Origin of the sequence: Streptomyces sp. NBC_01384 (assembly GCF_045040035.1) — a bacterium.
Classification (GTDB): domain Bacteria; phylum Actinomycetota; class Actinomycetes; order Streptomycetales; family Streptomycetaceae; genus Streptomyces.
In genome coordinates this window covers 9,979,395-10,006,206 of the sequence record NZ_CP109559.1, presented here as the reverse complement: position 1 = coordinate 10,006,206, position 26,812 = coordinate 9,979,395, and the positions used below count along the sequence as shown (strand labels likewise).

The following is a 26,812-nucleotide window of genomic DNA, read 5'->3' as shown; positions in this document are numbered from 1 at the left end:
GGGGCGTGTGAAACACCGACGCCGGGAGCGCGACGTGGACCGCTCGATCGGAACGGTCCGCGTCAGCCCCACTGTACGGGCGCGCAGGCGACGACCGCATCGACCAGGTCCTCCTGCGCCACGGACGCATCCCTGAGCCACGCCTCGATGGCTCCTGCGAATCCGTGGGAGACGAACTGCGCGACGACCTGCCGGCTCACGGCGGGGAGATCCGGGTGGGTAATGCGCGCCATGAATGCCAGGCGGTAGTCGATGAAGTGCCGCACCAGCGCCTCGTACACGCCGCGGTCCGCTGGATCCGCCAGAGCGTTCCGGTAGACGGCCCTGAACCGCGCCATGTGATCGGCGACCTCGCCGGTGGCGAGGCGCAGTTGCTCCTCGGCCGAGTATCCCCCTTCGGCTTGCCGCTGCTCTTCCCACCGGTGGCCTGGCTCCAGGTCGGCGTACAGCACCTGGATGAAAAGGTCCAGTGGGCTGTCGTACCGGTTGTAGACCGTCGCCCGGCCCACCCCGGCGCGGTCGGCCAGCTCGGCGACGCCGGCCCGCGAGATGGGCCGCTGCGCCGCGAATTCCGCAATGGCCCGCTCAAGGGCCCGGGCTGGGGCTTCCCACTCGGCCATCTCACCCGAGGAAGCCGCCGACCGGCCGGCCAGCCAGCCGTGAACTGGTCGACGCCTATGCCCACGGCGCGGACCGGCGCGACGGCAAAGGCCGGATGGCGCTCTTCACCTCCGACACCCGGTTCCTCGTGTTCACGGACGCGATGGGTTCGGAGCCGACTCAGGAGCTGCACGGCCGCGACTCGCCGAACGCCCCCGTCTTCGGCAATCTGAACACGTACGACACCACTACTCACTTCAACGGGCAGAGCACGGTATCGGTGGACGGTGACCGGGCAACCGGCGAGAGCTACTGTCTGGCGCATCACCTGTCCTGGGCGAGGACGGGCAGCGGACGCTGATGATCGCCTCGAACCGTTATCTCGACGAATTCGTCAAGCAGGACGGCGGGTTGCTCTTCGCCGGGCGCGAACTGATGGTCGACCGGACCGAGACACGGCCGTCCGTGGCCTGATTCAGTCGAGCTTTTTCACTACGGCTTCGAACTGCCTCACCAGGGCGGGCAGGGAGCGTCCGTCGAGCTGGTCGACCACCCGCTTGCGGGCACTGGCCAGATGAACGGGGTAAGCGGCCTCGATACGCTTCAGCCCCTCCGGGGTCAGAGAGGCCACATTGCCCCGGCCGTCGCATTCGTGGCGCCGCTTGACCACCTGGCCCCGCGCCTGGAGCGTGTCCACGATCCGGGTGATCCGACTTGCCGACAGGGCGCTGGCCGAGGCGAGATCCGTCATCCGCAGCTCCTGGTTCTCGGCCTCGGAGAGGTTCACGAGGACGACGTACTCGGAGAGCGTCAGTCCCGTGGACCGCAGCAGATCGTCGTCCAGCGAGCGCGGGAGCGCGATGATGACGCGCATCAGGGCACGCCAGAATCGTTCTTCCTCGGCGGTCAGCGCATCGGTTTCACTCATCCTTACAGCTTACGTGCTCAAGCAAGCAAGCTCAAGCAGTGATCAGACCTCGGGTTCTCGTGCAGCCTGCGGCGCCGCACAGAGCCGGTCGGCGACCGACTCCACCTGTGCGGCGAGCGGGCCGACGATCGCGGGATCCAGCTGATCCATGACTCGCCTGCGGGCGCTGACCAGATGGGCCGGATAGGCGCCGCGCAGCCGCCGCCGGCCCTCCTCCGTGATCACAGCCACATACCCTCGGGCGTCCGTCGCATGGCGTCGCTTGACCACCAGGTCATCGGCCTGCAAATCCTCCACCACCCGCGTGATGCGGCTCGCGGACAGGGCGGTCGCAGCGGCCAGGTCCGTCATGCGCAGCTGGTTGCCGGCCACCTCCGAGAGGTGCATCAGAACGATGTACTGGGTGAGCGACAAGCCTGTGCAGCGCAGCAGATCCTCATCCAGCGCGCGGGGCAAGGCCACCAGCAGCCTCTGAAGCGAACGCCACAGGCGCTCCTCCTCACAGCTCAGCGGTTCCGAAGCCGCCACCCTCCCCCAGTCCCACGCCTCCATGCCCTCACCCTTCCTCCCGGTCGCGGCCTGAGCCGGTTCACATCTCCCAGTTTACTTGCTTGACAAAGCACTAGCACACCAATGATTCTTGCTTACGCAAAGAACAATCTATCTGGGATCGCCGTGTGCGACGACGAGTGAGAGGCCACAAGGGCATGAGTGTTCAGTTGCCCCCCGCCGGGACCTACCAGGTCGATCCGACGCGATCGTCCATCAGCTTCACCACTCGGCACCTGTTCGGCCTCGGCAAGGTGAACGGCACCTTCGCGCTGGAGTCGGCGAGCATCTCCGTCACCGAGCCGGTGACCGAGTCGGCCGTACACGCGGTCGTCGCGGCGGACAGCTTCCGGACCGGTGTGGCTCGCCGGGACGATCACGTGCGCTCGCCCGCGTTCCTGGACGCGGACCGGCACCCGGCCATCCGCTTCGAGTCGAGCGGGGTAGTCCGCGGTGAGGACGGCGTCTGGATGGTGGAGGGGTTGCTCACGCTCCGGGGGCACCAGGCTCCCGTTCAACTGACGATCGACTCACTGACCGTCAGGGACGGATCGCTGCGGCTCTCGGCCTCGGTGACCGTCGACCGATACCGCCACGGCCTGACAGCCGCCCGCGGGATGGCAGCCCGCCGACTGCAGCTTTCCCTGACCGCCACCGCGAACCCCACCGCGAACCCCACTACGAACCCGACCGCGAACCCGACCGTCGGCACGGCGACTCGCGCCGTCGCTCCGACAGAACAAGAAAAGGAACTTCTGATGTCTCCCAAGATCGCAGTGATCTACTACTCCTCCACCGGGACGGTCCACGAGCTAGCGGAGTCGGTGGCCGAGGGCGCCCGCAAGGAAGGGGCGGAGGTACGGCTTCTGCGTGTGGCCGAACTGGCCCCCAAGGAGGCCATCGCCACCAACGACGCCTGGGCGGCGCACATGGTGGCCACCGAGGACATCCCGGTGGCGACCCCGGACGACATCGAGTGGGCGGACGCGGTCATCTTCGGCTCCCCGACCCGGTTCGGCAACGTCGCCAGCCAGCTCAAGCAGTTCATCGACGCCCTCGGCGGCCTGTGGGCACAGGGCAAGCTGGCCGACAAGGTCTACAGCGGCTTCACCGCCACCTCCAGCGCCCACGGTGGCCAGGAGTCCACCCTGCTGGCCATGTACAACTCCGTCCACCACTTCGGCGGCATCCTCGTCACTCCCGGCTATACCGACCCCGTGAAGTTCGCCGACGGCAACCCCTACGGCACCAGCCACGTCAGCGGCCAGGGGACCGTCCCCGTCGACGACACCGCCCGTGCCGCCGCCGTCTACCAGGGCAAGCGCGTGGCCGCCGTCACCGCGCAGCTCAAGAACGCGTAAACCGTGGGCAGGCCCGTTCCGGCGCCGCTGACTACGTGCCGCCGGAACGGGCCGAACCCGCCCACCTGTTCAGGGGCGCCGCCGTGCGGATCGAGCCGCCGGATTCCGGATTCGGCGTCGGCGTTGTAGTTCACGTACAGGGTGTCGTCGGGAGCCCGGACGACGCCGGAGACGACGGCCGTGCCGGAGATTGTGGGCGGTGGCGTGGCGAGGATCGTGACCTTGCCACGTGGGGTGACCCTGGCCACCTCCCGCGCGAAGGCGAATGTCAGATCTCCGGCCGCCTCCGACGGATTCGCCACGCCCACCCCGCGGAGTCAGGGGCCGCGGGCTCCGGCCGGGCCCGCCGTGATGCGCCCGGCCCCCGGACGTAGGAGCGTGGTGGAGTAGGGAGGAGGGCTATGGGCGCGCCCGTCCCGCGGCGGCGGGACCGTGAGGAGCGCGGCTGGCTGCGCGGCGCACCGCCACCGCGTTGGGTGCGAGCGCTGCCGCCGGCCCTGCTGGCGGCGGTCTGCATCTCCGAACTCGCGAGCAGTCACCCCTTGGACATCGGCTTCCTGCTGGGCGCCATCCCGTCACTGGCCGTGCTCTCCTACGGACCGGTGGCGACGGCCGTCTTCGGCGCCGTCGTCATCGTCCTTCTGAACGTACCGGAGCTGCGGCTCAACCATCCGGGCAACACCGACCTGCTGACCATCACGTTCGTCGCGGTACTCAGCGTCGTCGTCTCCCTGGTGCGCAGCCGGCGCGACGCCCATCTGGTCACGGTGCGCACGGTCGCGGAAGCCGCCCAGTTCGCCGTGCTGCCGCCGCTTCCCGAACGCGTCGGCCCCGTGCGATGCGCGGGTCTGTACCGGGCGGCGCAACGCGAGACGCTGGTGGGCGGTGACTTCTTCGAGGTGCGCGACGGCCCCTTCGGCGTACGAGCCGTGATGGGCGACGTGCAAGGACACGGGCTGTCGGCCGTCGGGACGGTCGCCTCGCTCCTCGGGGCGTTCCGGGAGACGGTGCTCGACCAGGGCGACCTGAAGTCGGCCGCGGCCCGCCTCGATCGCCGGCTGGTCGTGGACTCGTCCCAGACCGAGCACACCGAGCTGTTCGCGACCGCCCTGCTCCTGGAGTTCTCACCCGACGCGGACGCGGTGCGGCTGACGTCGTGCGGACATCCGCATCCGTTTCTGCTGCGTGACGGAAAGGCCGTCGAACTCGTTCTCGAACCGGGGGCTCCCCTCGGTCTCGGATTCTTCGAGAACTCTCCGCCGCAGGTCTGCACCGTCCGACTCGAGCGCGGCGACCGGCTGTTCCTGAGCTCCGACGGTGTGAGCGAGAGCCGGGACAAGGCAGGTGCCTTCTATCCCTTGGCCGAACGCCTGACCACCTTCGCCCGGGAGGCGCCCGGCGAACTCACCGTCCGCGTGTGGGGAGACCTCGTACGGTTCTGCACCGTGGTGCGCGACGACGTCACGATGCTGGTCCTCACGCCCGACGCTCAGGACGACCGCGACCGAGCCCGCTGACGGGGACAGGCCCGGGTGAACGGGCTCGTCCGCCCGGGCCGTGTGCGGCGGTCCGGGCGGGCGAGGTGGGTTGGTGGAGGTCAGGGGGTGAGCTGCCACTGCTGGATGTAGCCGACGTCGATCGCGGCGGTGTCACGCACCCGCAGGATCCAGGTGCCGTTGACGGGTTGCGCGGAGGCGTCGACGGTGAAGGTCTGGTCGACGTTGTCGGCGCTGCCGCCGCTGTGGTTCAGCAGCGAGTAGACGGTGCCGTTGGGGCCGACCAGGTCGACCGTCAGGTCACCTCGGTACGTGTGGATGATCTTGACGTAGACCTGGGTGGTGGCCGAGGCGTTGCCGGTCTGGCCGGTGATGGTGATCGGCGATTCGACCGCGGGTCCGTTGTCGGGGATGTCGACGCGCGTGCCGCTGGCGAAGATGTTCGCCACCCGCCAGTTGAAGCTCACCGAGACGGCCGCACCGGTGCTGTCGGCGACCGTCAGGGTCACGTCGCCGGTCCCGGTGGTGGTGGGGACGCCGGAGATCAGGCCGGTGTCGCTGATCGTCAGGCCGTCCGGCAGACCGGTGGCCTGGTAGGTCAGGCCGGCGCCGGAGTTGGTGGTGTAGGCGCTGGTCTGCAGGGAGACCTGCTGGCCGACGCCACTGATCTGGTCGTCGATCGGGGCCACGTTGACGCCGAGCGCGATCCGGTCGCCGACGTGGATCCCGGCCCAGGCGGCGGCGACGGCGAGGTAGGTGTCGCTGTACGCGCCGAAGAGGTCGGCGGCGGCCTGGAGCGTCGCTGTCCGGGCGCCGGCGTAGTCGGTGGTGGAGGTCATGTAGGTAGTGAGGGCCCGGTACCAGATCCGCTGGGCGTTCTCGATGCCGATGCCGGTCACCGGCACACCGTCGTAGGTCGGGCTGTCGTACGAGACCCCGTTGACGGTCTTGGCGCCGCTGCCCTCGGAGAGGAGGTAGAAGAAGTGGTTGGCCGGTCCGGAGGAGTAGTGGACGTCGAGGCCGCCCAGCGAGGAGTCCCAGTTGTCGCGCGACGCCCCGTCCTTGGAGGGCTTGTCCATATAGCGCAGGGGGGTGCCGTTGCCGTTGATGTCGATCTTCTCGCCGACCAGGTAGTCGGGGACGTCGGCGGGCAGGTTGGCGTGGAACTCGACCGCGGCGGCGAAGATGTCCGAGGTCGCCTCGTTGAGGCCGCCGGATTCACCGGAGTAGTTGAGGCCCGCGGTGGCGGCGGTGACGCCGTGGCTCATCTCGTGCGCGGCGACGTCCAGGGCGGTCAGCGGGTGCGCGTTGCTCGCGCCGTCCCCGTACGTCATGCAGAAGCAGGTGTCGGACCAGAAGGCGTTGACGTAGCTGTTGCCGTAGTGCGCCCGGCTGTAGGCGGCGACGCCGTCGTTGCGGATGCCGTTGCGGCCGAAGACGTCCTTGTAGTAGTCCCAGGTGGCCGCGGCGCCGAAGGCCACGTCCACAGCGGCCGTCTGCCGGTCGCTCTGGGTGCCGTCACCCCAGACATCGTTGTCATCAGTGAAGAGGGTGCCGGTCCCGGAGGTGCCCTGGTTCAGGTCGTAGGTGCGGTGGCCCGCACGGTCGCCGTCCACCAGTTGGTACGAGGAGCCGGACTGCGTGGTGCCGAGCGGAACCGTCCCGCTGTACTGGCCCGTGCCCGTCCCCGTGCGCACGGCCTCGAAGTCGAACAGGGCCTTGCCCGAGGCGGCGTCGGTGATGACGTGGAGCTCGCTGGGCGTGCCGTCCTCCTGGGTGCCCCCGACCACCGACTCCCAGGCCAGGACCGGCTTGACCCCGGCGGCCCAGACGACCAGCCGGGGGGAGCCGTCGACCTCGGGACGCGTGGCGTCGGCCTTCTTCGCCACCGCGAGTGCCTTGTGGGCGGCGGTGCTGGAGGCGAGCTCGGGCGTGGTGGTCGGCACCTTGAGGGCGGCCTTGGCGGCCTCGGACACGGTGGTACGGCCGTCCTTGGTGTGCACGACCAGGTCGCCGCCGAGGACCGGCAGGCCGGCGTAGGTGCGCTCGTAGCGGGTGTGCGTGGTGCCGTCGGCGTCCTTCGCCACATCCTTGACGATCAGCTTCTCTTTGGAGCCGAGGTCGAGGGTCTTCGCGGTGTCGGTGACCGCGGCGCCCGCGCTCTTCAGGAGCGCGGCGTGCTGGGCGGGAGACAGCTTCGCCGGGGCCGCGCCGGCCCGGGGAGTGGCGACGATCTTCGCGTGGCCGCGGTCGCGGGGAGCCGCGGACGCGACGCCGGCGTGGAAACCGGCGGCGAGCAGTGTACTGACGGTGGTGAGGGCCAACGCCGCGGTGTACCTGCGTCGGTACGAGGAGGTGTGGGGCGGTAACAAGGGCTTCTCCTTCTGGCGACGACCGGCCTGTGGTCCAGGCCGAGTGAGCGGGCCGGCAGGGTGTGGCCGGCTGGCAACGCGCTGAGCAGGGAAGGGCGTTGCGCGAGATGACGCACGAGGGGCGTGTGGGAACTCGGCGGCGCGCGAGAGGTGGGGGGTATGAAGGAACGGTGAACGTTCAGGAGCAGACTGGCATCGCATATGCCGCCTTGTCATGGCAATGACAAAGCAACGGCTGGAATTGACTATTGCTTGCTGGATGTTCGTCCCGGCTCAGGGCTCTTTTCGGCCGCTGCCGGACGGTGCGCGTGGGGCGGCTGCCACCACTTGGGGCGCCTTGCGATGACACCACCGACCGGCTTCTACGCCGACGGCTGTCACTCCACTGCGAACTGGACCGCGCGACAAGCGGCGGACCGTGTGAATCCGGAGCAGTTCGCGTACCACAAGGCCACTGACGGCATGAAGGACCACGTGCGCCGGTGTGCTCGCGCCCAACGGCGTCGCGTTCCCGACCGAGCCTGTGGCCGACTACGAGACAACTCCTCCGTCCGCGCCGAACGTCTGCGATCGCAAGGGGAAACCCACCGCCGATCCGTCCCTCGTGCCCGCCCCGGTGTCGTCCCTCGTCGGGGTGCACACGGTGCGGCTGCCGCTCGACGGTGTGCACACGGGCCGGATCATCGTCACCTCGAAAACCGGCAGGCCCGTCGTGATCGACACCCGACTGTGGGAAGCGGAAGGGCTCCAGGAGCTGTGGCAGCGGTTGAGACTCCCTTTCAGGGACCACGGTGCCCTGGATCGGTACGAGCTGCACGCACGCTTCCCCGGGGTGCGCATGCCGGCGTCAGGTCCACTTCACCATGCACGCTGCTCGTCGCGATCGGAGGCATCGCGTACATCGTCCTGGTGGTGAACCTGCCGTTCCTCGTGCGACCCGTCCGGGGGTCGGCGGTTTGGGGCGGTGTGGGCTCAGCGGCCGGTCCGTATCAACCCCGTCAGGTACCGCCAGAGCGACGAGCGCCGCTGGACGACCGGGTCGTCCCCGACCACCGTCCCGGAGGTGGCGGGCTGCGGCTCCTCGGGCGCCGTCGGTGCGAGCGGCACGGCGAGTTCGTACCGTACCGGCAGCGACCGCAGCCCCCGCATGAACGGGGAGGAGCGCCAGGGCAGTTGGTCGACGGGCAGCGCGAGCTCCAGGTGGGAGAACCGCTCGAACAACCGGCTCACACCCACCGCGGCGACCGTCGACGCCAATTCGCGCGCCGGACACTGACGATGGCCCGCACCCCACGCGAGGTGCGCCCGGGTGCTGATCGTCGTGTTCGACACCACGTGGTCGGCGAAGAGCGGATCGGCGTGCGCGGCGGCCGAGGAGACCCACACCGGGTCGCCCGCGCGGATCGTGTAGTTGCCGAGGGGAGTGTCCTTCGCCGCGAATCTCGGAACGAAGTTCACCAGGGGCGGCTTGCGCATGACCACCCGGTTCATGGTCTCCCTGACCATCCCGGCGGACAGGCTGGCACGGGCGCCGCCCTCCCCCGCGATGACCTCGACCACGGTGTTGGAGATCAGGATGCCGACGTGGTCGGACGTCATGCCGAGCAGCATGAACAGCTCACGGGCCAGCGCGTCCAGCGAGAGGTCCGGGTGCGCGGCCAGCAGGTAGGAGGGGAAGTCGTCGCCCGGCTGCGCCCGCTTCGCCGCCGCCAGCTCGACCAGCGTCTCCAGCAGTCGTTCCAGGGCGGGTTCGGCGTCCGGCCCCGCGTCGAGCACCCGCCACATGTCCATGAGCGCGTCGTCGCCCTGCGAGCCGGGGATGCCGAGGAGATGGCTTGCCACCATCAGCGGCAGCGGTCGTGAGAACTGCGCCGACAGGTCCGCCACGCCTGTGCCGCCGCCCTGGCCCAGCAGGGTGATCAGCTCGTCGGCGTGGGCGGTGACGGCCGTCTTCAGCCGCTTGGTCTGCGGATGGCGCGGGTCCTGGAAAGGCTTGAGTGCCGCGTCCCACGCCGTGCGCAGCGGCTGGTAGCCGGGCCCGCCCTGGATCAGTACGTGGTTGACCTCCAGGGAGGGCGCGAGCGGCCAGTCGGCGGGAACTCGGCCCTCCGACCGTGCCCGCCAGTTCTCCAGCCCCTTCGGCCACGCGTCGTCGTCCTGGAGGACTTCGAGCGACTCGCGGTAGCCGAGCACCAGCCAGGCCGGTACGCCCAGCAGGTCGACCGGCGCGACCGGGCCGTGCCGCTCCCGCAGCCGCTCGTACACGAGCGCGGGGCGCGTCTCGTAGTCCCTGGTCATCAGCGGCTGCGTAGTCATCGCCTCCAACCGCGTGTCGTCCACGTCCATGGATCCGCCGTACCCCATGTGGGATTCCACCGCTCGCAGCCCTCCGACACTCCCCGTACCGGTACGTAACACTTCGGTGGCTACGAACCGGTGGCAGACCCTACCTCAGACCGCCCGGACGGGTGGGTGCGGGGCGCGGCCCATGGGTCAGGCGGTGGCCTGTGCGGGATTCCCAGGGGTTCGCAGAACCGGATCGGTGCGCAGTCGCAGGAAGGCGAGACCGAGGGCGACGGCTTGCAGAGCGGCGCACACCGCGATGACGTACCCGAGAGCCCACGGCGGGGTGAGGGCGACCAGGATCCCCGCGAGCGGGAAGGGCAGCAGCAGAAGCAGGATGGTCAGGGAGAGGGTGCTGCCGAAGACGGCGGCCGGGATGAGGAGTGAGCGCAGGGTGCGCAGGACGACGGTCAGACCGCCGTCGCCCGCCATGAAGAGCGCCATGAGGACGACGTAGGCGGTGTACGTGGGCGCGAGGGCCAGGGCGAGACAGGCCGTGGACGCGATGGTGGAGCACACGACGCCGACTCCCCACAGTCCCAACCGGTTGAGCGCGAACCGGCAGACGGCGACCGTGAGGAGCGTGGAGGCGGCGGCCGCCGACCAGAGGGTGCCGACGGCCGCGGGGGAAAGACCGAAGTGCTCGACCACGATGATCGGGCTGGCGGACTGGAGCAACCCGAGCGCGAGGTTCGAGACGGTCAGCCCGCCCACCAGCCAGCCCAGGGCGGGCAGCGAACGCAGCGTCCGCCAGCCCGTCTTGAGGCCTGCTCCGGGCTGCGCGGTGCCGTTCTGCGAGCCGCGCAGCGGGGTCGGCGGGGTCTGCAGGGCGAGCGCCGCCGCCAGACACGACAGCACGCTCAGGACGGCCAGCATGTGGGCCGGACCGGCCAGCAGCAGCACACCTCCCAGCGCGGGTCCGGTGAGCGTCGCCGTCTGGTCGATGCCGATCAGCACGGCTTGGACCTTGTGCGCCTGGGTGTCCGTACGACGGCTGACGATCGCGCCCACGGCCTCGTTGGCGATGAAGCTGAACTGCGTCAGCGTGCCGGTTCCGGCGGCCAGCGCCATCACGACGAGCGTCTCGGCCGTCCCTCGGTCGAGCATGCTGAGCGCAATGCTCCCGCCCGCCACCAGGACCGCCCGCGCCGAGGAGGAGAGGAAGAACACGATGGCGGCCCCGCGCCGGTCGACGAGGTCACCGGCCAGACCGAAGGCCGCCACCCGCGGTATCCACTCCAGCGCGAACGCCAGCCCGGTCAGCGAGGCGGAGTCGGTCGTGGCCAGCACCAGGAGCGGCATGGCGTACGTCGACATGGAGAAGGCGAGCGCGTCGAAGGCACGCGGTGCGTAGACCCGGCGGAGCAGGCTGCCGGGCGGTACCGCTGCGTGCCGACCGGCCGGCCGGCCCTCGTACAGTTGAATGGTCACGGAGTATGGGGGCTTTCACTCAGCTGTGATGGGGTGGAACGCCTGACAGGTGGGAATCCCTGACGTGGCGTGGGACGGGGCACAACCGGGTTCGTCCGACCGGACGTCGAGGGCGCTCGGGGAGTTGACGGACGGTCGCGACGGACGACAAGGGCGAGCAGGTGCACGACAAGCTCAACGGCGGATGCCGATGAAGCGGGTCGAGCATGGACGAGGCAGAGGGCCGCCCGGCGGTGCCGCGCGGAGGCGTCAGGACGACGCCGACCAGTCGTCAGATCGACACGGGCGACATCGCCGGGGCCAGGCGTCCCTTCCCACCTGCGGGGCCGGCGCGGAGAAGGCTGTTCGTCCACGTCATGGCGCGATGTCGGGTCACGCGAACTCCGCTCGAAAGGAAGGCGAGCCAGCAGAAAACGGGCATGCAGGATGAAACGACAGAATCGCGATCGGGGAGATGACACTGATGCGCGCCTTGTTCAGGCCTCAACTTTAGTGCAGCCACAAGGTAGCCGATACTTTCCGATCACCCGAAAGGGTAACCGGCCAAAGTCACAGGCCTGCGGCTAAATATGACATCAGCCAAGGGAAGCCCCGGCCCCCGGCCCGGAGCTCCCAACGGCCGCCCGCTCCCCCTGGGCAGGCGGACGCGACGAAGGCCCGCCATCGCGACCGCCCGGACTCCGGCGAGACGACCGCCGGGCCACTGCAGAGCGTCGTGCGAACTCCACTGCGGTCCACACGAGTTCAGCCCTCTTGAGCCGTCCTCGATCAGGGGGAGATGGGCCAACCTCCGCTGTAGCGTCTCCGGAGACGATCACCGGGGAGGGCGGGATGACGAATGATCTCCAGTTCAGCTGGGAACTGAGCGGCAGCGGTTGGGCGACGTGCCGTATCGCGGCCGGCTCCTCGGAGCGGAAGGACGTCGTCGGTTACTGCACGGATGCCCTTGCCGACTTGCTTCACGGTGTGGCGGGTCTCTACGGCCCTACCCCCGTCCAACGCTTCTCCTTCGACCTTGAGCCGGCCGAAGCGAGGTGGGTTCTCCGGGGGAGCGATTCGGATGTCGACATCGCGATCTACCGGTTTCCCGACATGTCCACGAGTTTCGATGCCACCGACCAAGAAGGCACACTCTCCTGGAGCTCCGAACAACCCCGCAGCCTTCTCGGCCACGTCGTCGTGGAGGCCGCTCAGTCGGTGCTGCGGCTCCACGGTGAGGACGGCTATCGGACGAAGTGGGTTCAGCACCCCTTTCCCGTCGCCGCATTGCAAGACCTCCGCCGGCTGCACCTGCGAGACGACAGGTGTGATCGCCGGCACGACGTGGAGTTCCCGTAGACGCCTGGAGACCTGCCATGACAAGCCTGGCTGACCCACGCCGCGGTCCTGAGCACAACTCCTCGCCCAGGCCCGCGGATCGGCAGCCGGAGCGCATGCCGGTGCGGGCGTCCGCTCAGAGGGCTGTGGCGGATGAGGGCTCAGCCGCGGCCGCTGCGGACGGCAGGGCAGGGAGCTCTTCGAGGAACTCCGCGGACGGTACGAAGAAGAGGGTTCCGCTCACGGCAGTGGAGAAGTCCAGGATGCGGTCGTGACTCACGGACCCGGCGCCCAGGAACATGTTGCGCAACATCTGCTCCGTGACCTCGGGGGTACGGGCATAGCCGATGAAGTAGGTGCCGAATTCTCCCTCGCCGACCCGGCCGAAGGGCATGTTGTCCCGCAGGATCCGCAGTTCGGTGCCGTCCGGGGCGGAAACGGTGTTGAGGTCGACGTGGGAACCGGGCACGTCCAGCTCTACATTGTTCATCTTCCTGCGACCGATCACTCTTTCCTGCTCCTCCACCGACAGGGCGTTCCAGGCGACCATGTCGTGCAGATACTTCTGCACGATGACGTAGCTGCCACCGGCGAAGTGCGGATCCTCGTCGCCGATCAGCACCGCGGCACGCGCGGCTCCGCCTTCGGGGTTCTCCGTTCCATCGACGAAGCCGAGCAGATCGCGGGCATCGAGGTACATGAAGCCGTGCACTTCGTCCTGGACCGTGACGGCACCACGCAGGCGTTCCATGACCTCGGTGGCCAGACCGAAACACAGGTCCAGGCGACTGGCCCTGATATGGAAGAGCAGGTCCCCCGGCGTCGACACCGCCGTGTGCCGACTGCCTCGCAACTCCCGGAAAGGGTGCAGGTTTTCAGGACGCGGTCCTTCGAACAAGCGGTCCCACGCCTGCGATCCGACTCCCACGACACAGCTCAGCCTGCCGTCGGGATAGCCGAACCCGATGGAGCGCTGCAAGGCCGCCACGTCCCCCAGCAGATCCCGCGCTGTCTTCTCGCCACCAGGATTCACCGTCACGACCAGAAAGATCGCGGCCATGGTGAGTGGCGCAAGAACCGGCTGCGCGGCTGCTTCTCGAGACTCCTCGGATGCCACCTTTACCTCATTTCAGCAGGACCCACAGGGGGTACAGACGTCAGCTACGGGAACAATCATGCGGTCGAAGCCCCCGAAGTGCGGAGGAACGGCATCCGGGGCGTCGGCCGCGAGCGAAAGCGCCCTGCACGCAGACGCCATGCGGCTCGGGCCAACGGCTCCGAACATGGCCGAGGTTGCATCCGGCCCCCCCGACCACGCGCGTGTCGCCCACCGGGACGACTGCGCCCGTGCCGCTCGCAGATCCTGGGAGAGGCGAGTCCTGCGACGCGGGTCCTCCGACGCGGGCGCGGAAGACCACGTACCGCGAAGTGGGGTGAATGCCGGGCTTCATAGATCCCCTCCTCTGCATACTTGCATCTCTGCATCTCTGCATCTCTGCATCTCTGCGTGCGCCGCGTCCGGGGTTGGTGTGGTAGCCGGCCGCCTCCGGGAGTGCAGATCCGCACGCCGCCCATCCATGTACTGCCATGCCATGGATAAACGCTCCTCTCCCGCTGTGCGTGGCGTGCGCCGATAGTGGCTCGGAAAGGGAGGCCCGCCCTGTACGGGCTCGGGACGCTTCCCCCGCCCACTCCCGTTACGAAGAGAAGAGCCTGATCATGGCCACCGAGACATGGACCCCCGCCCCGCTTCCCGACCTGTCCGGGCGCACGGCGGTGGTGACCGGCGCCTCCAGCGGGCTCGGTGCGGTCACCTCCCGCGAACTGGCCCGGGCCGGGGCGCGGGTCGTGCTGGCCGTGCGCGACCCGGCCAAGGGCCGGGCGGTCGCCGAGGCCATCGCCGGGGACACCGAGGTACGCACTCTGGACCTGGGCGATCTGGCCTCGGTGCGGGCCTTCGCCGACGCATGGTCGGGCACCCTGGACATCCTGGTCAACAACGCCGGGATCATGGCCGTGCCGCAGGGCCGGACCACTGACGGCTTCGAGCTGCAGATCGGCACCAATCACCTGGGCCACTTCGCGCTCACCAATCTGCTGCTCCCGCACATCGGCGACCGGATCGTCACCGTGTCCTCGGGACTGGCCCGGATCGGGCGCATCGACCTGGACGACCTGAACTGGCAGCACCGCACCTACCGGCCCATGCGCGCCTACGGGCAGTCCAAGCTCGCCAACCTGCTGTTCACCCTCGAACTACAGCGCCGTCTCACCGAGGCAGGAAGCCCCGTGCGGGCCCTGAGCGCCCATCCCGGCGTGGCCGTCACGGCCCTGGACCGGCATATCGGCGGTCTCCAAGCCGCCGTCACCCGCTTCGGATACCGCTTCATCGCCCAGAAGCAGCCCGAGTTCGGCGCGCTGCCCACCCTGTACGCCGCTACCCAGGACCTGCCCGGGGACTCCTACGTCGGACCCGGTGGTCGTAGCGGTCGGCGCCCCGTCGTCGAGAAGCGCACCGCGCGCGACAGCGACACCTCCCTCGCACGCCGCCTGTGGGACCGGTCCGAGGAACTGACCGGGGTCCACTACCGGGTCCATCACCACTGACCCGACCCCACAAGCTCACGAGGGGACACGCCATGCCCGTCCCGGACATCCACCACCGGAATAATGGGAAAGTGGACCGATCCCAACTGGCCGACTTCCTGCGTCGGCGCCGCGAGGCCCTGCAACCCGAGGACGTCGGACTGGTCAAGAGGCCGCGCCGCCGCACCCCCGGCCTGCGCCGTGAGGACGTCGCCGCGCTGACCGGCATGTCGGTCGACTACTACGTCCGGCTCGAACAAGAACGCGGCCCGCAACCATCCGAACAGATGACCGCAGCCCTCGCCCGTGGCCTGCGTCTGTCCCTGGACGAACGCGACCACCTCTTCCGCCTGGCCGGCCATCCCACCCCCGGACGCGTCTCCCGGACCGACCACGTCAGCCCCGCCATGATGCGCATCCTGGACCGCCTCGAAGACACCCCTGCCCAGGTCGTCACCGACCTCGCCGAAACGCTCGCCCAGACCCGCCTGGCCACCGCACTGCTCGGCGACCAGACCCACTTCACCGGCCCGGCCCGGAGCATGATCTACCGCTGGTTCACCGACACTCGGTCCCGGTCCCTCTACCCCGAAGCCGACCACGACCTCCACAGCCGCATCCTCGTCTCCCAATTGCGCACCGCACACGTCGACAGTGACCAGAGCCGCCGCACGACCGCTCTGATCCAGCAACTCCAGGCCCTCAGCACGGAGTTCACCCACCTGTGGAACCAACACGAAATCGGCTTCCGCCACGACGAACGCAAGACGATCGTCCACCCCGAACTCGGCCACCTCCAACTGCACTGCCAGGCCCTGTTCGCCACCGACCCGGCCCAAGCCATGCTCATCTTCACCGCCACCCCGGGCTCGGACAGCTACGAAAAACTCAGGCTCCTCTCCGCCATGGGCACATACCCCCTGTAACCACCAGCTCGTAGACCCAGAGTTTGGTCGTGGACGCCGTGATCGTCCGGAAGCGGCGCGTCTTCGAGAACAGGGTCGCGGCCGCCCTGTCCATCAGGCCTCGGCGCCTGTGCCCTGGGCCCCTGGGCAAGGCGCGGGCCCCTCCTCTAGAGTCGCCCGCGTGACTGCTCTCTCCTACCTCGCCGCCGTCCGGGAGTCGTACGACACGGTCGCCGCCGACTATTTCGCGCAGGTCAAGAGCCCGGCGGAGCTGGATCCGCTGTCGCGCGCGATGTTGGCCGCGTTCGCCGAGGTTGTACGGACGGCCGATGCCGGGGCTGTCGCAGACCTGGGATGCGGGCCCGGCCTGGTAACCGCGTACCTGGCAGAGCTGGGGGTATCCACGTTCGGCATTGACCTCTCGCCCGCGATGGTCGAGCTGGCCCGTCAGGCGCACCCGGATCTGAGTTTCACCGTCGGGTCAATGACCGCGCTGGCAATCGAGGACAACGAGCTCGGCGGCATCCTTGCCTACTATTCCGTCCACCACACGCCGCCGGAGTTGTTGCCGGTCGTGTTCACCGAGTTCCGTCGCACGCTCGCACCCGGCGGCTGTCTGATGCTCGCCGGCTACGTGGGAGCCGACGAGCATCTGCGTCCGACGCAGGCGTATGGCGGCCATCCGGTGTCTTACCAGTCCTATCTGTTGCCGCCGGATCGGATGGTCGAGCTGTTGGACCAGGCCGGTCTCGTCGTCACGGCACGACTGCTGCAAGAGCCCGGCGAAGGAACCAAGAGGACTGTCGCCACCTTGCTCGCCCGAAAGCCCGAACGGCCGTGAGGTGCGTCTCTGGTTGAGGCGGAGATGCGGTGTCGGTGACGACGGACATGCCGAGACCGGCCAGTTGGGGCGGCGCCGGAAGAGGTGCGGCAGCAGCGGCCCGGTGATGCGCTCGTGCTCATCGTGAGATGCGACCAGCGGGATCTTGACCGATTGGCGTCCCATAGTCGTTGGATGATCGCGGCCAGGACGCCGACTGCTCCGGGCTGACCAGCGGCAGCCGCTCCTCGTTGGTCATGGACGGCACGATCTTTGATCCGGGGCTCGGTGGTCATGACCTGGGTGGCCAGGTAGGCCGAAGCGCCAGCCGCGCCGGTACTCGTGATTGACACGCAGGGCACGTGCCTGTCCGGGGCCAGGGTAGGGCGTACCGCCCATCACCCGGACCGCCTGTTCCCGGAAGTTCCGGTCGCGCGAGTCCCGGTCGCGAACGAAGGTCCAGGACCGGTACTGCCAGGGCTTGAGATGGTCCTGCTTGAGTCGGCGGCGGGGTGCCGGCCCCGGCTGGAATCCATTTCTCAGACGGCGAAGCCGCCGTCGACGCTGATCGTCGTTCCGGTGATGTAGCGGGCGTCGGCGCCGGCCAGGAAGGCGACGGTGGTGGCGATGTCGTCTGGAGTGGCATAGTGCCCAAGGGCGGTCAGACCGCGGATCGATTCGGCGTTCGGACCGTCGGCAGGGTTGGCATCGGTATCGGTCGGCCCCGGATGCACGAGGTTGACGGTGATACCCCGCGGTCCGAGATCGCGCGCCAAGCCCTTGGTCATGCCGATGAGCGCGGTCTTGCTCATCGCGTACAGGCTGAACCCGGGAAACACCGTCCGCTCGGCCACGTTGCTGCCAATACTGACGATGCGTCCTCCGTTGCCCATGTGGCGCGCCGCTGCCTGCGAGGCCACGAATGGTGCCCGCACGTTGACCGCCATGGTGCGGTCGAACTCCGCCGATCCGAGGTCTTCCATCGGGCCTACCAGAAACACTCCGGCGTTGTTCACGAGAACGTCGAGGCTGCCGAATGCCGCAGCCGCTTCATCCACGGCCCCTGCCACCGCGGCCACGTCGGCGCTGTCAGCCCTCACCGCCAGCCCCCGACGGCCCTGCGCCTCGATCCGGTCGACCACGACGGCCGCACTCTCCTTGTCGCGCTCATAGGTCAGCACCACATCGGCACCGTCCTGAGCCAGCTTCAACGCCACCGCCGCGCCGATACCGCGGCTCCCGCCGGTGACCAGGGCTGTCTTGCCTTCGATCTTGTTCATGGCAACCAGCATGTTCGCCGGGCAAGTGGAGTGTCTGGCGGTAATCCGCCGTGGCGTTCGACGGGGGCCGCGGGCGTCCCCACCCGGCCGTGGCCCTCACACGAGCGTCACCGGCACACGCGACCGCCTGCCCCAGGCCGTTGACCAGTAACAACGAGGTTCGCACGCCCCGAAGGACTTCCGGAGTCGACCACTGGGGGCAGTCCGACGGTTCAGCGCACTCAGGAGGACGATCCACCGGGTCGACGGGACCGAGCGGGCACCGTCAGGAGTACTGACAATGACGCATCAGTGGCTGGCGAATCACGGGCATCGGCAGCGGGATCGAGGAGTTCTCCCGCCGTTGTGTCACCGCCCTGTCCCCGAATCCCCGCGGAATTGTCCTTGATCGGTAACAGACGCATCCTCCGGCCGCCCCCCTCCGTCCTCACGGGTGCACGAGATCGACAAGGACGGCAAGGAGTGGGGCGGACATGGCGCGGCGTGGCGGACGGGGATGGCACGGGCGGGTGCTCGCGGCGGCGGTCGGAGTGACGGCGGCGGCTGCCGCCACCTCGCTGTGGACCGCGCAGGCCGATCCCGTCGAGGGGCAGCACGCGTCGGCAGGCAGTTCAGCGCACTCCGGCGCGTCGAACGACGGGTCCAAGGCCCCCGGAGGGGCGGCGGTGTCGGTGGACATCGCCCATGCCTCGGACCGCGGGGCCCGCGGTATCAACATCACCATCGACGACGGGCCGGACCCCATCTGGACGCCGCAGGTCCTGCAGGTGCTGCGGGACAACGGCGTGAAGGCCACGTTCTGCATGGTGGGCACGCAGGCCCAGGCACACCCGGACCTGGTCAAGGCGGTGGTGGCGGCCGGGCACCGGCTGTGTGACCACACCGTGTCGCACGACACCACCATGGACACCAAATCCCAGGCCTACCAGTCACAGGAGATCCTGGGCGCCGAACGCATGATCACCCAAGCGTCCGGAGGCGTCCGGCCGCTCTACTACCGGGCCCCGGGCGGTGCCTTCACCCCCTACAGCCGGCACCTCGCCGCTTCCCGGGGTATGCGGCCGCTGGGCTGGAACGTCGACTCCAAGGACTTCGAACGCCGCGGCACCGGCAACATCGTCGCCACCGTCAAGAACGAGATCTCCAACGGCCCGACCATCCTCTTCCACGACGCGGGCGGGGACCGCTCCCAGACGGTGGCCGCCTTGCGCGAGGTCCTGCCGTGGCTGAAGCAGCAGGGGTACTCCTTCGGCTTTCCCGTGCGCTGAGTACCACTCGCTCGCCCGGGACAGGGCTCGTAGGCCCGGCCGGCGAGGCTGCCGCGGAGAGCGGACCATCACCGGCCGGCCCGACCCGGGGCGGCGCGGCGCTCAGGGACCTCGCCGTCACCGCAGGCGAGCCACACAGTCGGGTGCGTGCTGCTGCAGAAATACGGTGTACGGCACGTCGGCGTGAGTGGCTGTCCGGAGGGGCACCCCGCCATCGTCGATCCGGTGCTCTGGTCGGCGATCGAGCAGAAGAGCACCGCCCTTGAGGAGCACGGGCTGCCCGGCGGCGTCATCACCCAGTTCGGCTTCGACGTCGACGCCGTTCTCCCCTGGGTCGAGGCGGTACGGGCGCGGGGCATCGACCTGCCCGTCCGGATCGGCGTGTCCGGGCCCGCCGGGATCAGGCGGCTGAGGACCTACGCCGCCCGTTTCGGCGTCGGCACCAGTGAGTCCATCGCCAAGAAGTACGGCTTCTCGCTCACCAACCGCATGGGGCCGGGCCCGACCGGTTCATCCGGGCCCTGGCCAAGGTCTACGACACCGGCCGCCACGGCGAACTCAAGCTGCACTTCTACACATTCGCCGGCCTCAGGACCACCTCCGAGTGGGTCGCCGACTTCCGCGACAAGGAGAACTCCTCTCCGCGCGGCGACGGGTGTCGACCGGTCGGCGGCTGTCAGCAGGGGCTACTGGGTGCCTGGAACAGGGGCGCTTCCCGCACCTGAACGGCGGCCGACGGGAAACCGACGAGGTATTTCCCGCCTCGGCATCGAGAAGACCCGGCCGCTGCCCCGTACCCATGGTCACGGGGTCGCCCCGCCCCATGACATGGCCGATATTCAAAGGACAGGCAGCCTCATGAACGCATCCGCATCCATCGGTGTCACCGGCCTGGGAGTGATGGGCCGCAATCTGGCCCGCAACTTCGCCCGCAACGGTTACACCGTCGCCGTCCACAACCGCACCGCCGGCCGCACCCGCGCGCTCGTCGAGGAGTTCGGCCACGAGGGCAGCTTCACCCCGGCCGAGACCGCCGAGGAGTTCGTGGCCGCGCTCGAACGCCCCCGCCGCCTCATGATCATGGTGCAGGCCGGTGCGGCCACCGACGCCGTCATCGACGAGTTCGCCCCGCTCCTGGAAAGCGGCGACATGATCATCGACGGCGGCAACGCCCACTTCGCCGACACCCGCCGCCGCGAGGCCGCCCTGCGCAAACGCGGCCTGCACTTCGTCGGCGCCGGCGTCTCCGGCGGCGAGGAGGGCGCTCTCAACGGCCCGTCGATCATGCCCGGCGGCTCGGCGGAGTCGTACGCCGTGCTCGGCCCGATGTTCGAGAGCATCAGCGCCAAAGTCGACGGCGAACCCTGCGCCACCCACATCGGCACCGACGGGGCCGGACACTTCGTCAAAATGGTCCACAACGGCATCGAGTACGCCGATATGCAGCTCATCGCCGAGGCCTACGACCTGCTCCGCCAGGTCGCCGGGTACACCCCGGGTGAGATCGCGGAGGTCTTCCGCACCTGGAACCAGGGCCGCCTCGGCTCCTATCTGGTCGAGATCACCGCCCAGGTCCTGGCCCACACCGACCAGGCCACCGGCAGACCGTTCGTCGACATCGTCGCCGACGCCGCCGGGCAGAAGGGCACCGGCCGCTGGACCGTGCAGACCGCCCTCGACCTCGCCTCCCCCGTCACCGCCATCGCCCAGGCCACCTTCGCCCGCGCCGCCTCCGGCCAGAGCGACCTGCGCGCCGCCTACCAAGGCCTGCCCGGCGGTACGAGTGTCGCGCTGAGCCGCACCGAGGCCGCACGCTTCACCTCACAGGTGGAACACGCCCTCTACGCCTCAAAGGTCATCGCCTACGACCAGGGCTGGAAGATGATCCAGGATGCCGCCGCCGAGTACGGCTGGAAAATCGACCTCGGAGCCGTCGCCCGGATCTGGCGCGGCGGCTGCATCATCCGCGCCTCCTTCCTGGACCGCATCCGCGCCGCCTACGCCACCGACCCCGACCTGGTCAGCCTGCTCGGCGAGAAGGGCTTCGCCGAGGAGATCACCGACGCCCAGGTGCCCTGGCGGGAGATCGTCGCCTCCGCCGCCCGCCGCGGCATCCCCGTCCCCGCCTTCTCGGCCGCCCTCGCCCACTACGACACCCTGCGCGCCGACCGCCTGCCCGCCGCCCTGCTCCAGGGCCAGCGCGACTACTTCGGCGCCCACACCTACCGGCGCACCGACCGCCCCGGCACCTTCCACACCCACTGGTCCCAGCCCGACCGCCCCGAGACGACGGGCTGACAGCGGCGAGAGGCCCGTACGAGCGGGAGGCGCCCGGTGGGACCACCGGGCGCCTCCCGGGAAGCAGGAAGACACGGTCACCCTCCCGTCTTGTACGGGGTAGAGGGTGCGGACGGTGCCGCGGTGGGTCAGGCCAGCGTCGCGGTGTCGATCACGAAGCGGTAGCGCACGTCCGAGGCCAGGACGCGTTCGTACGCCTCGTTGATCTTCTCGGCGGGGATGACCTCGACCTCGGCGCCGATGCCGTGCTCGGCACAGAAGTTCAGCATCTCCTGGGTCTCGGGGATGCCACCGATCAGCGAACCGGCGTAGGAGCGGCCCTGCATGATCAGCGAGAACACGTTCAGCGACAGCGGCTCCGCCGGAGCGCCGACGCTGACCATCGCGCCGCCCACCGCGACCATGGCGAGGTACGCGTCCAGGTCGAGCTTCGCGCTCACCGTGTTGACGATGAGGTCGAAGCTGCCGGCGAGCTGCTCGAAGGTGACCGGGTCACTGGTGGCGTAGTAGTGGTCGGCGCCCAGCCGCAGGCCGTCGTCCACCTTCTTCAGCGACTGCGACAGCACGGTGACCTCGGCGCCCATCGCGTGCGCGATCTTGACGGCCATGTGCCCGAGTCCGCCGAGGCCGATGACGGCGACCTTCTTGCCGGGGCCCGCGCCCCAGCGGCGCAGCGGCGCGTACGTGGTGATGCCGGCGCAGAGCAGCGGGGCCGCCTCGTCGAGGCCGATGCCTTCGGGGATGGTGACGACGAAGTCCTCGGTCACCACGACGTGGGTGGAGTAGCCGCCCTGGGTGAGCGTGCCGTCGGTGTCGATGGAGCCGTAGGTGAGGGTGTTGCCCTTCTGGCAGTACTGCTCCTCGCCCCGCAGACAGGGCGCGCACGCGCGGCAGGAGTTGACCATGCAGCCGACGCCGACCCGGTCGCCGACGGAGTGCTTGGTGACCTCGGAGCCGACCTGGGTGACGATGCCGGCGATCTCGTGGCCGGGGACCATGGGGTAGGTCGCCGGGCCCCATTCACTGCGGGCGTTGTGGATGTCGGAGTGGCAGATGCCGCAGTACTTGATCTCGATGAGGACGTCGTGCGGGCCGACGTCACGGCGCTCGATGGTGGTCGGCGCGAGCGGTTCGGTGGCGGACGTGGCGGCGTACGCGTTGACGGTGAGCATGATTCTCCAGTGGTTCTGATCTGGTGGTTCTGATCTGGTGGGTCTGATCTGGTGGGTCCGATCTGGTGGGTCCGATCTGGTGGGTCCTCAACAACCGCGTGGCTGTTGGTCTCCGACTAGGCGTCCACTGCTCGGCGCGGTATCAGGCGCATCGTCGTGGAGCCCGCCGTAGGGCTCGCGATGCGTCGGATGGTGTTCGCGGAGTAGCGGGCGCGGGTGCCGCGGTACCAGTCGGAGCCGGGGCCTTTCACGGAGCGGACGTGGATGTCGTCGCCGACACGGACCACCCAGATCGTCCGCCAACTGCTCAGTGAGCCCGTCGCGTCGCACGGACGCGACGTCGAGTTCCTCCGCTGATCCGATCCGGTCGAGCTCGTCGCTCGTCCAGGTCGAGGTCGAGGTCGAGGTCGAGGTCGAGGTCATGGGTTCGTCTCCTTGATGCGTTCGGGCTGCGGGCGTCACTTCTGCGGGGTGGGCTTCAGCGTCAGGGAGGCCGCGGCGATCACGAGCAGCAGCACGGTCGAGATCGTCAGACTGACGCGCATGCCGTGCAGGAAGTCGGTGGTGATCAGCGCGCCGTAGACCGCCACCGCCAGAGCGCCGCCCATCTGTCGGAAGGTGTTGAGGACCCCGCTCGCGGTGCCGGCCCGCTCGGCCGGGACGTTGTCCAGCAGCACCGCCGTGAGCGACGGCACGGCCAGAGCGCCGCCGACCCCGACCGGACCCAGCAGGACGGCCATCAGCCAGACCGGCGTCGACTGCGGGACGACGCACAGCACCGTCAGGCCCACCGCCATCAGGAACAGACCGACGGAGATCGGCACCCGCGCCCCGAACTTCTCCGCGGCCCGGGCGGCCACCAGGTTCATGAAGGCGGTCACGATGGTCATCGGCAGGAACGCGAGGCCTGTCGCCGACGAGGACAGTCCGCACAACTCCTGGAAGTAGAGGCTGAGCAGGAACACCAGGCCGTAGAAGCCGACGGTGAAGGCGAAACCACCCAGCAGCGGAATCACCACGGATCGAGAACGGAACAGGTCCAGCGGCACCATCGGGTGCGCCCCGCGCTGTTGCGCCACCAGGAACACGATCAGCGCCACGACCGCAAGGCCCAGCGCGACCAGCACCTGCGGCGCGGCGAATCCGCCGGCACCGGCCTCGATGACACCGTACGTCAGTCGGTCACGGCGCCGCCAGGCTGGAGGGCATGACCAGCGAGCGGCAGCACGGAAGTGCCGGTACCGGGCCCGCCCCGACCCGTCCGGGGCTCGGGGTCGTCCTGGGAGGACCGGGGCGGTCAGGTCCGGCTTCAGGGCTGGATGAGGACCTTCAGCGCCTTGCGGGTGGCCATCGCCCGGTAGCCGTCGGGTACGTCCTCCAGGCCGACGGTACGGTCGAGACCGTCTGCGCCTCGCGATCGCCGACACCGCCTCCGAGCGGCTACGACAGGACGATCCCCTCGCTGCTCATGGCGGCCGCCTCGGTGGATCTGCCCGCGGTCGTCGTGCCGGGCGGTCCGATGCTCACCGGCACCTTCCGCGGCAAGCCGCTGGGCTGCGGTACGGATGTCCGGATACGGCGTCCACCATGTCCTGCGCCACGGAGGCGCTGGCACCACCCTCCGCGGTCTGGCCCGTACCCCCGCACCGGACAGCCGTCTGCCGGAGGGCGCCCACGTCACCTGCCGCCTCGCCGTCGACATGGTCGCCGCGGGCCGCCGTCCCAGGACCACCCCCACCCGCGGCTCGTTCCTCAACCCCGTCGTCGCGCTCGCGGCCATCGGTGGCTCCCCGAACGCCGTGGTGCACCAGCCTGTCGACCTCCAGCCGGCCGGACGGCACCTCATGGAGGACTTACTTCCACCGCGCGGGCGCCTCGGCCGCGTCGAAACCGGCGACCAGGTCGGCTGCGATGTCGCCGCGCGGCGGCTGGACGTCGGCCACGTCACCCAGCCGCTCGACGTGGAGGTGGGAACCGGGAAGACCTCCGCCGCCGATCTAAGCTCGGCGCATGGCCAAGTATCTCGACGTGCACCCGGAGAACCCCCAGCAACGCACCATCAGCCAGGTGGCGGAGATCATCCGCGGCGGTGGTCTCGTCGCCTACCCGACCGACTCCTGCTTCGCCCTCGGGTGCCAGCTGGGCAACCGGGAAGGACTCGATCGGATCCGCTCGATCCGCCGGCTCGACGACCGGCACCACTTCACCCTGATGTGCCAGGACTTCGCGCAGCTGGCCCATTTCGTACGCCTCGACAACACGGTCTTCCGCGCGATCAAGGCCTCGACCCCGGGCAGTTACACCTTCATCCTCCCGGCGACCAAGGAGGCGCCGCGCCGTCTGCTGCACCCGAAGAAGAAGACGGTCGGCGTCCGGATTCCCGACCATGTCGTCGCCCAGGCGCTCCTCGCCGAGCTCGGCGAGCCACTTCTGTCGAGCACCCTGCTCCTCCCCGATCAGGACAAGCCGCTGACCCAGGGCTGGGAGATCAAGGAGGAACTCGATCACGTGGTGGACGCGGTCCTCGACTCCGGCGACTGCGGCGTCGAGCCGACGACCGTCATCGACTTCTCGCAGGGGGAGCCCGAGATCGTACGCCGGGGAGCGGGCGACCCCGCCCGGTTCGAGTAGCAGGGCACGGCCCTGTCCGGAACGGTGCGGGGTCGCCGGGCAGGGCCTCCGGTGGACAGATCCCCCGCCGGACGCCACGTCCGACACGGGCTCGCTCAGCTGATGGGAGACGCTTAACGCACCAGACACGGACGCTTGCTGTCGAACTCCCAGTCGGGAACGAGGTAGCGCATCCCGACGGCGTCGTCACGCGCCCCCAGTGCCTTCTCCCGGTAGAGCTCGTGGGCCGCGAGGAGCCGGTCCATGTCCAGTCGGACGCCCAGACCGGGCGCGTCCGGCACGGCGATCTCGCCGTCGACGATACGCGGCGGGTCCTCGGTGAGCCGCTCCAGCCCCTCCTGCCAGATCCAGTGCGTGTCCAGGGCGTTGTACTCACCCGGGGCCGCAGCCCCGCAGTGGGTCACCATGGCCAGCGAGATGTCGAAGTGGTTGTTGGAGTGGCACCCCCAGGTCAGCCCCATCGCGTTGCACAACTGTGCCACGCGCACCGATCCCTGCAGGGTCCAGAAGTGCGGGTCGGCCAGCGGGATCGACACCGACTGCAGGGCCAGGGCGTGGGTGAGCTGCCGCCAGTCGGTGGCGATCATGTTGGTCGCGGTCGGCAGGCCAGTGGCCCGCCGGAACTCGGCCAGGATCTCCCGCCCGGAGTAGCCGCCCTCGGCCCCGCAGGGGTCTTCGGCGTAGGCGAGGGTGCCGACCAGGAGTGTACACAGCTCGACGGCCTCGCCCAGTGACCAGGCGCCGTTCGGGTCGAGGGTGATCCGCGCCTCGGGGAAGCGGTTCTTCAGCGCCCGTACGGCCTTGACCTCCTCCGCGCCCGCCAGAACACCGCCCTTGAGCTTGAAGTCCCGGAAGCCGTACAGGTCGTAGGCGGCCTCGGCCTGCCGGACGATCGCCTCCGGCGACAGCGCCTCCTCGTGCCGGAGCCGGTACCAGTCCACGGCCGCGTCGGGTTCGCGGGCGTACTCCAGATCGGTGCGGTCGGGGTCACCGACGTAGAACAGATAGCCGAGGACCCTTACGGAGGCGCGCTGCTGACCGTCGCCCAGGAGCGCCGCGACGGGTACGTCGAGGTGCTGCCCCAGCAGGTCGAGCAGCGCCGACTCGACGGCGGTGACGGCATGGACGGTGGTCCGCAGGTCGAAGGTCTGGGCACCACGTCCGCCGGCGTCGCGGTCGGCGAAGCGGTCCCCGATCTCGCGCAGGACGCGCTTGTAGTCACCCACCCGCGCCCCGACGACCAGGGACTCGGCGTCCCGCAGCGTCCGCGTGATCTTCTCCCCGCCCGGGACCTCGCCGAGGCCCGTACGGCCCTCCGAGTCCGTGAGGACGACCACGTTCCGGGTGAAGTAGGGGCCGTGCGCGCCGGAGAGGTTCAGCTCCATGGAGTCCCGGCCGGCGACCGGATAGACGGAGAACGCGGTGACGGTCGGCTGGGTCTTGCGCATGCTCATG

General features: G+C 69.3%; 23 protein-coding genes and 2 pseudogenes. 12 read left to right on the top strand and 13 right to left on the bottom strand.

From position 1 onward, the window contains the following. Positions 1–62: 62 nt before the first annotated feature. Positions 63–620, bottom strand: a complete 558-nt coding sequence (locus OG747_RS46025; RefSeq protein ID WP_405885314.1) for a TetR/AcrR family transcriptional regulator — start codon at positions 618–620, stop codon at positions 63–65. Here OG747_RS46025 and OG747_RS46020 point away from each other — a divergent pair. After that, complete coding sequence (locus OG747_RS46020; RefSeq protein ID WP_405886054.1) at positions 569–961, top strand: nuclear transport factor 2 family protein; 393 nt, start codon at positions 569–571, stop codon at positions 959–961. The genes OG747_RS46025 and OG747_RS46020 overlap by 52 nt on opposite strands. Positions 962–1,075: 114 nt before the next feature. Here the strand turns inward: OG747_RS46020 and OG747_RS46015 are convergent, their stop codons facing one another. Then, the gene (locus OG747_RS46015; protein ID WP_405885313.1) at positions 1,076–1,528 is read right to left on the bottom strand and encodes a MarR family winged helix-turn-helix transcriptional regulator; all 453 of its coding nucleotides are present in this window, start codon (positions 1,526–1,528) and stop codon (positions 1,076–1,078) included. A 42-nt stretch (positions 1,529–1,570) separates the two neighbouring features. Beyond that, entirely contained in the window at positions 1,571–2,080 is a 510-nt protein-coding gene (locus OG747_RS46010) for a MarR family winged helix-turn-helix transcriptional regulator (protein WP_405885312.1), read from the bottom strand. A gap of 155 nt (positions 2,081–2,235) precedes the next feature. Here OG747_RS46010 and OG747_RS46005 point away from each other — a divergent pair. Together OG747_RS46005 and wrbA are read left to right on the top strand one after the other, a co-directional pair. Next, a pseudogene (locus tag OG747_RS46005) lies at positions 2,236–2,718 on the top strand (YceI family protein); the annotation flags it as partial. Between the two features lie 117 nt (positions 2,719–2,835). Next, complete coding sequence (gene wrbA, locus OG747_RS46000; RefSeq protein ID WP_405886052.1) at positions 2,836–3,438, top strand: NAD(P)H:quinone oxidoreductase; 603 nt, start codon at positions 2,836–2,838, stop codon at positions 3,436–3,438. On the opposite strand, the gene OG747_RS45995 is transcribed toward wrbA, so the two are convergent. Continuing rightward, entirely contained in the window at positions 3,387–3,740 is a 354-nt protein-coding gene (locus OG747_RS45995) for a hypothetical protein (RefSeq protein WP_405885311.1), read from the bottom strand. The genes wrbA and OG747_RS45995 overlap by 52 nt on opposite strands. A 99-nt stretch (positions 3,741–3,839) precedes the next feature. Here OG747_RS45995 and OG747_RS45990 point away from each other — a divergent pair, with 99 nt between their 5' ends. Then, on the top strand, positions 3,840–4,955 hold the full coding sequence (locus OG747_RS45990) for a PP2C family protein-serine/threonine phosphatase (protein ID WP_405885310.1): 1,116 nt from the start codon (positions 3,840–3,842) through the stop codon (positions 4,953–4,955). 80 nt (positions 4,956–5,035) lie between these two features. Here the strand turns inward: OG747_RS45990 and OG747_RS45985 are convergent, their stop codons facing one another. From OG747_RS45985 to OG747_RS45975, 3 genes are all read right to left on the bottom strand, one after another. Then, the gene (locus tag OG747_RS45985) at positions 5,036–7,306 is read right to left on the bottom strand and encodes a M4 family metallopeptidase (protein ID WP_405885309.1); all 2,271 of its coding nucleotides are present in this window, start codon (positions 7,304–7,306) and stop codon (positions 5,036–5,038) included. Positions 7,307–8,278: 972 nt separating this feature from the next. After that, positions 8,279–9,652 (bottom strand): cytochrome P450, encoded by a 1,374-nt coding sequence (locus OG747_RS45980; protein ID WP_405885308.1) that lies wholly within the window; start codon positions 9,650–9,652, stop codon positions 8,279–8,281. Positions 9,653–9,799: 147 nt separating this feature from the next. Next, positions 9,800–11,080, bottom strand: a complete 1,281-nt coding sequence (locus OG747_RS45975; protein WP_405885307.1) for an MFS transporter — start codon at positions 11,078–11,080, stop codon at positions 9,800–9,802. 831 nt (positions 11,081–11,911) lie between these two features. Here OG747_RS45975 and OG747_RS45970 point away from each other — a divergent pair. Beyond that, positions 11,912–12,418 (top strand): hypothetical protein, encoded by a 507-nt coding sequence (locus OG747_RS45970; RefSeq protein WP_405885306.1) that lies wholly within the window; start codon positions 11,912–11,914, stop codon positions 12,416–12,418. Positions 12,419–12,533: 115 nt separating this feature from the next. Here OG747_RS45970 and OG747_RS45965 read toward each other — a convergent pair whose 3' ends face one another. Beyond that, complete coding sequence (locus tag OG747_RS45965; protein WP_405885305.1) at positions 12,534–13,514, bottom strand: Dyp-type peroxidase; 981 nt, start codon at positions 13,512–13,514, stop codon at positions 12,534–12,536. Positions 13,515–14,116: 602 nt separating this feature from the next. On the opposite strand from OG747_RS45965, the gene OG747_RS45960 reads away from it, so the two are divergent. The 3 genes from OG747_RS45960 to OG747_RS45950 all read left to right on the top strand — a co-directional run bounded on the left by OG747_RS45960 (position 14,117) and on the right by OG747_RS45950 (position 16,729). Further along, positions 14,117–15,004, top strand: a complete 888-nt coding sequence (locus OG747_RS45960; RefSeq protein WP_405885304.1) for an oxidoreductase — start codon at positions 14,117–14,119, stop codon at positions 15,002–15,004. A gap of 71 nt (positions 15,005–15,075) precedes the next feature. After that, positions 15,076–15,909: a helix-turn-helix transcriptional regulator gene (locus OG747_RS45955; RefSeq protein ID WP_405885303.1), complete on the top strand. Its 834-nt coding sequence runs from the start codon at positions 15,076–15,078 to the stop codon at positions 15,907–15,909. Positions 15,910–16,069: 160 nt separating this feature from the next. Then, a complete protein-coding gene (locus OG747_RS45950; RefSeq protein WP_405885302.1) occupies positions 16,070–16,729 on the top strand; it encodes a class I SAM-dependent methyltransferase in 660 nt (219 codons plus the stop codon). Positions 16,730–17,247: 518 nt separating this feature from the next. Here the strand turns inward: OG747_RS45950 and OG747_RS45945 are convergent. Further along, on the bottom strand, positions 17,248–17,988 hold the full coding sequence (locus tag OG747_RS45945; protein ID WP_405885301.1) for an SDR family NAD(P)-dependent oxidoreductase: 741 nt from the start codon (positions 17,986–17,988) through the stop codon (positions 17,248–17,250). 473 nt (positions 17,989–18,461) lie between these two features. On the opposite strand from OG747_RS45945, the gene OG747_RS45940 reads away from it, so the two are divergent. Then, complete coding sequence (locus OG747_RS45940; RefSeq protein ID WP_405885300.1) at positions 18,462–19,256, top strand: polysaccharide deacetylase family protein; 795 nt, start codon at positions 18,462–18,464, stop codon at positions 19,254–19,256. A gap of 858 nt (positions 19,257–20,114) precedes the next feature. Further along, positions 20,115–21,554 carry an NADP-dependent phosphogluconate dehydrogenase gene (gene gndA, locus OG747_RS45935; RefSeq protein ID WP_405886050.1) on the top strand — a complete coding sequence of 480 codons (1,440 nt, stop codon included), beginning with the start codon at positions 20,115–20,117 and terminating at the stop codon, positions 21,552–21,554. A gap of 128 nt (positions 21,555–21,682) precedes the next feature. On the opposite strand, the gene OG747_RS45930 is transcribed toward gndA, so the two are convergent. The 3 genes from OG747_RS45930 to OG747_RS45920 form a co-directional block, all read right to left on the bottom strand. Next, positions 21,683–22,726, bottom strand: a complete 1,044-nt coding sequence (locus tag OG747_RS45930; RefSeq protein WP_405885299.1) for an NAD(P)-dependent alcohol dehydrogenase — start codon at positions 22,724–22,726, stop codon at positions 21,683–21,685. A 116-nt stretch (positions 22,727–22,842) separates the two neighbouring features. Beyond that, on the bottom strand, positions 22,843–23,013 hold the full coding sequence (locus OG747_RS45925) for a hypothetical protein (RefSeq protein WP_405885298.1): 171 nt from the start codon (positions 23,011–23,013) through the stop codon (positions 22,843–22,845). Positions 23,014–23,184: 171 nt separating this feature from the next. Then, complete coding sequence (locus OG747_RS45920) at positions 23,185–23,853, bottom strand: MFS transporter (protein WP_405885297.1); 669 nt, start codon at positions 23,851–23,853, stop codon at positions 23,185–23,187. A 311-nt stretch (positions 23,854–24,164) separates the two neighbouring features. On the opposite strand from OG747_RS45920, the pseudogene OG747_RS45915 reads away from it, so the two are divergent. Together OG747_RS45915 and OG747_RS45910 are read left to right on the top strand one after the other, a co-directional pair. Beyond that, a pseudogene (locus tag OG747_RS45915) lies at positions 24,165–24,579 on the top strand (dihydroxy-acid dehydratase); the annotation flags it as partial. Positions 24,580–24,736: 157 nt separating this feature from the next. Then, entirely contained in the window at positions 24,737–25,357 is a 621-nt protein-coding gene (locus OG747_RS45910) for an L-threonylcarbamoyladenylate synthase (RefSeq protein WP_405885296.1), read from the top strand. 113 nt (positions 25,358–25,470) lie between these two features. Here the strand turns inward: OG747_RS45910 and OG747_RS45905 are convergent, their stop codons facing one another. Continuing rightward, complete coding sequence (locus tag OG747_RS45905) at positions 25,471–26,811, bottom strand: enolase C-terminal domain-like protein (protein WP_405885295.1); 1,341 nt, start codon at positions 26,809–26,811, stop codon at positions 25,471–25,473. Position 26,812: the final 1 nt, after the last annotated feature.

What these genes read in the sequence shown, in the direction of transcription:
- OG747_RS46025 (WP_405885314.1), bottom strand. Translation starts at nt 620, where the DNA reads ATGGCCGAGTGGGAAGCCCCAGCCCGGGCCCTTGAGCGGGCCATTGCG.
- OG747_RS46015 (WP_405885313.1), bottom strand. Translation starts at nt 1,528, where the DNA reads ATGAGTGAAACCGATGCGCTGACCGCCGAGGAAGAACGATTCTGGCGT.
- OG747_RS46010 (WP_405885312.1), bottom strand. Translation starts at nt 2,080, where the DNA reads ATGGAGGCGTGGGACTGGGGGAGGGTGGCGGCTTCGGAACCGCTGAGC.
- wrbA (WP_405886052.1), top strand. Translation starts at nt 2,836, where the DNA reads ATGTCTCCCAAGATCGCAGTGATCTACTACTCCTCCACCGGGACGGTC.
- OG747_RS45990 (WP_405885310.1), top strand. Translation starts at nt 3,840, where the DNA reads ATGGGCGCGCCCGTCCCGCGGCGGCGGGACCGTGAGGAGCGCGGCTGG.
- OG747_RS45980 (WP_405885308.1), bottom strand. Translation starts at nt 9,652, where the DNA reads ATGGACGTGGACGACACGCGGTTGGAGGCGATGACTACGCAGCCGCTG.
- OG747_RS45970 (WP_405885306.1), top strand. Translation starts at nt 11,912, where the DNA reads ATGACGAATGATCTCCAGTTCAGCTGGGAACTGAGCGGCAGCGGTTGG.
- OG747_RS45960 (WP_405885304.1), top strand. Translation starts at nt 14,117, where the DNA reads ATGGCCACCGAGACATGGACCCCCGCCCCGCTTCCCGACCTGTCCGGG.
- OG747_RS45945 (WP_405885301.1), bottom strand. Translation starts at nt 17,988, where the DNA reads ATGAACAAGATCGAAGGCAAGACAGCCCTGGTCACCGGCGGGAGCCGC.
- OG747_RS45940 (WP_405885300.1), top strand. Translation starts at nt 18,462, where the DNA reads ATGGCGCGGCGTGGCGGACGGGGATGGCACGGGCGGGTGCTCGCGGCG.
- gndA (WP_405886050.1), top strand. Translation starts at nt 20,115, where the DNA reads ATGAACGCATCCGCATCCATCGGTGTCACCGGCCTGGGAGTGATGGGC.
- OG747_RS45930 (WP_405885299.1), bottom strand. Translation starts at nt 22,726, where the DNA reads ATGCTCACCGTCAACGCGTACGCCGCCACGTCCGCCACCGAACCGCTC.
- OG747_RS45910 (WP_405885296.1), top strand. Translation starts at nt 24,737, where the DNA reads ATGGCCAAGTATCTCGACGTGCACCCGGAGAACCCCCAGCAACGCACC.
- OG747_RS45905 (WP_405885295.1), bottom strand. Translation starts at nt 26,811, where the DNA reads ATGAGCATGCGCAAGACCCAGCCGACCGTCACCGCGTTCTCCGTCTAT.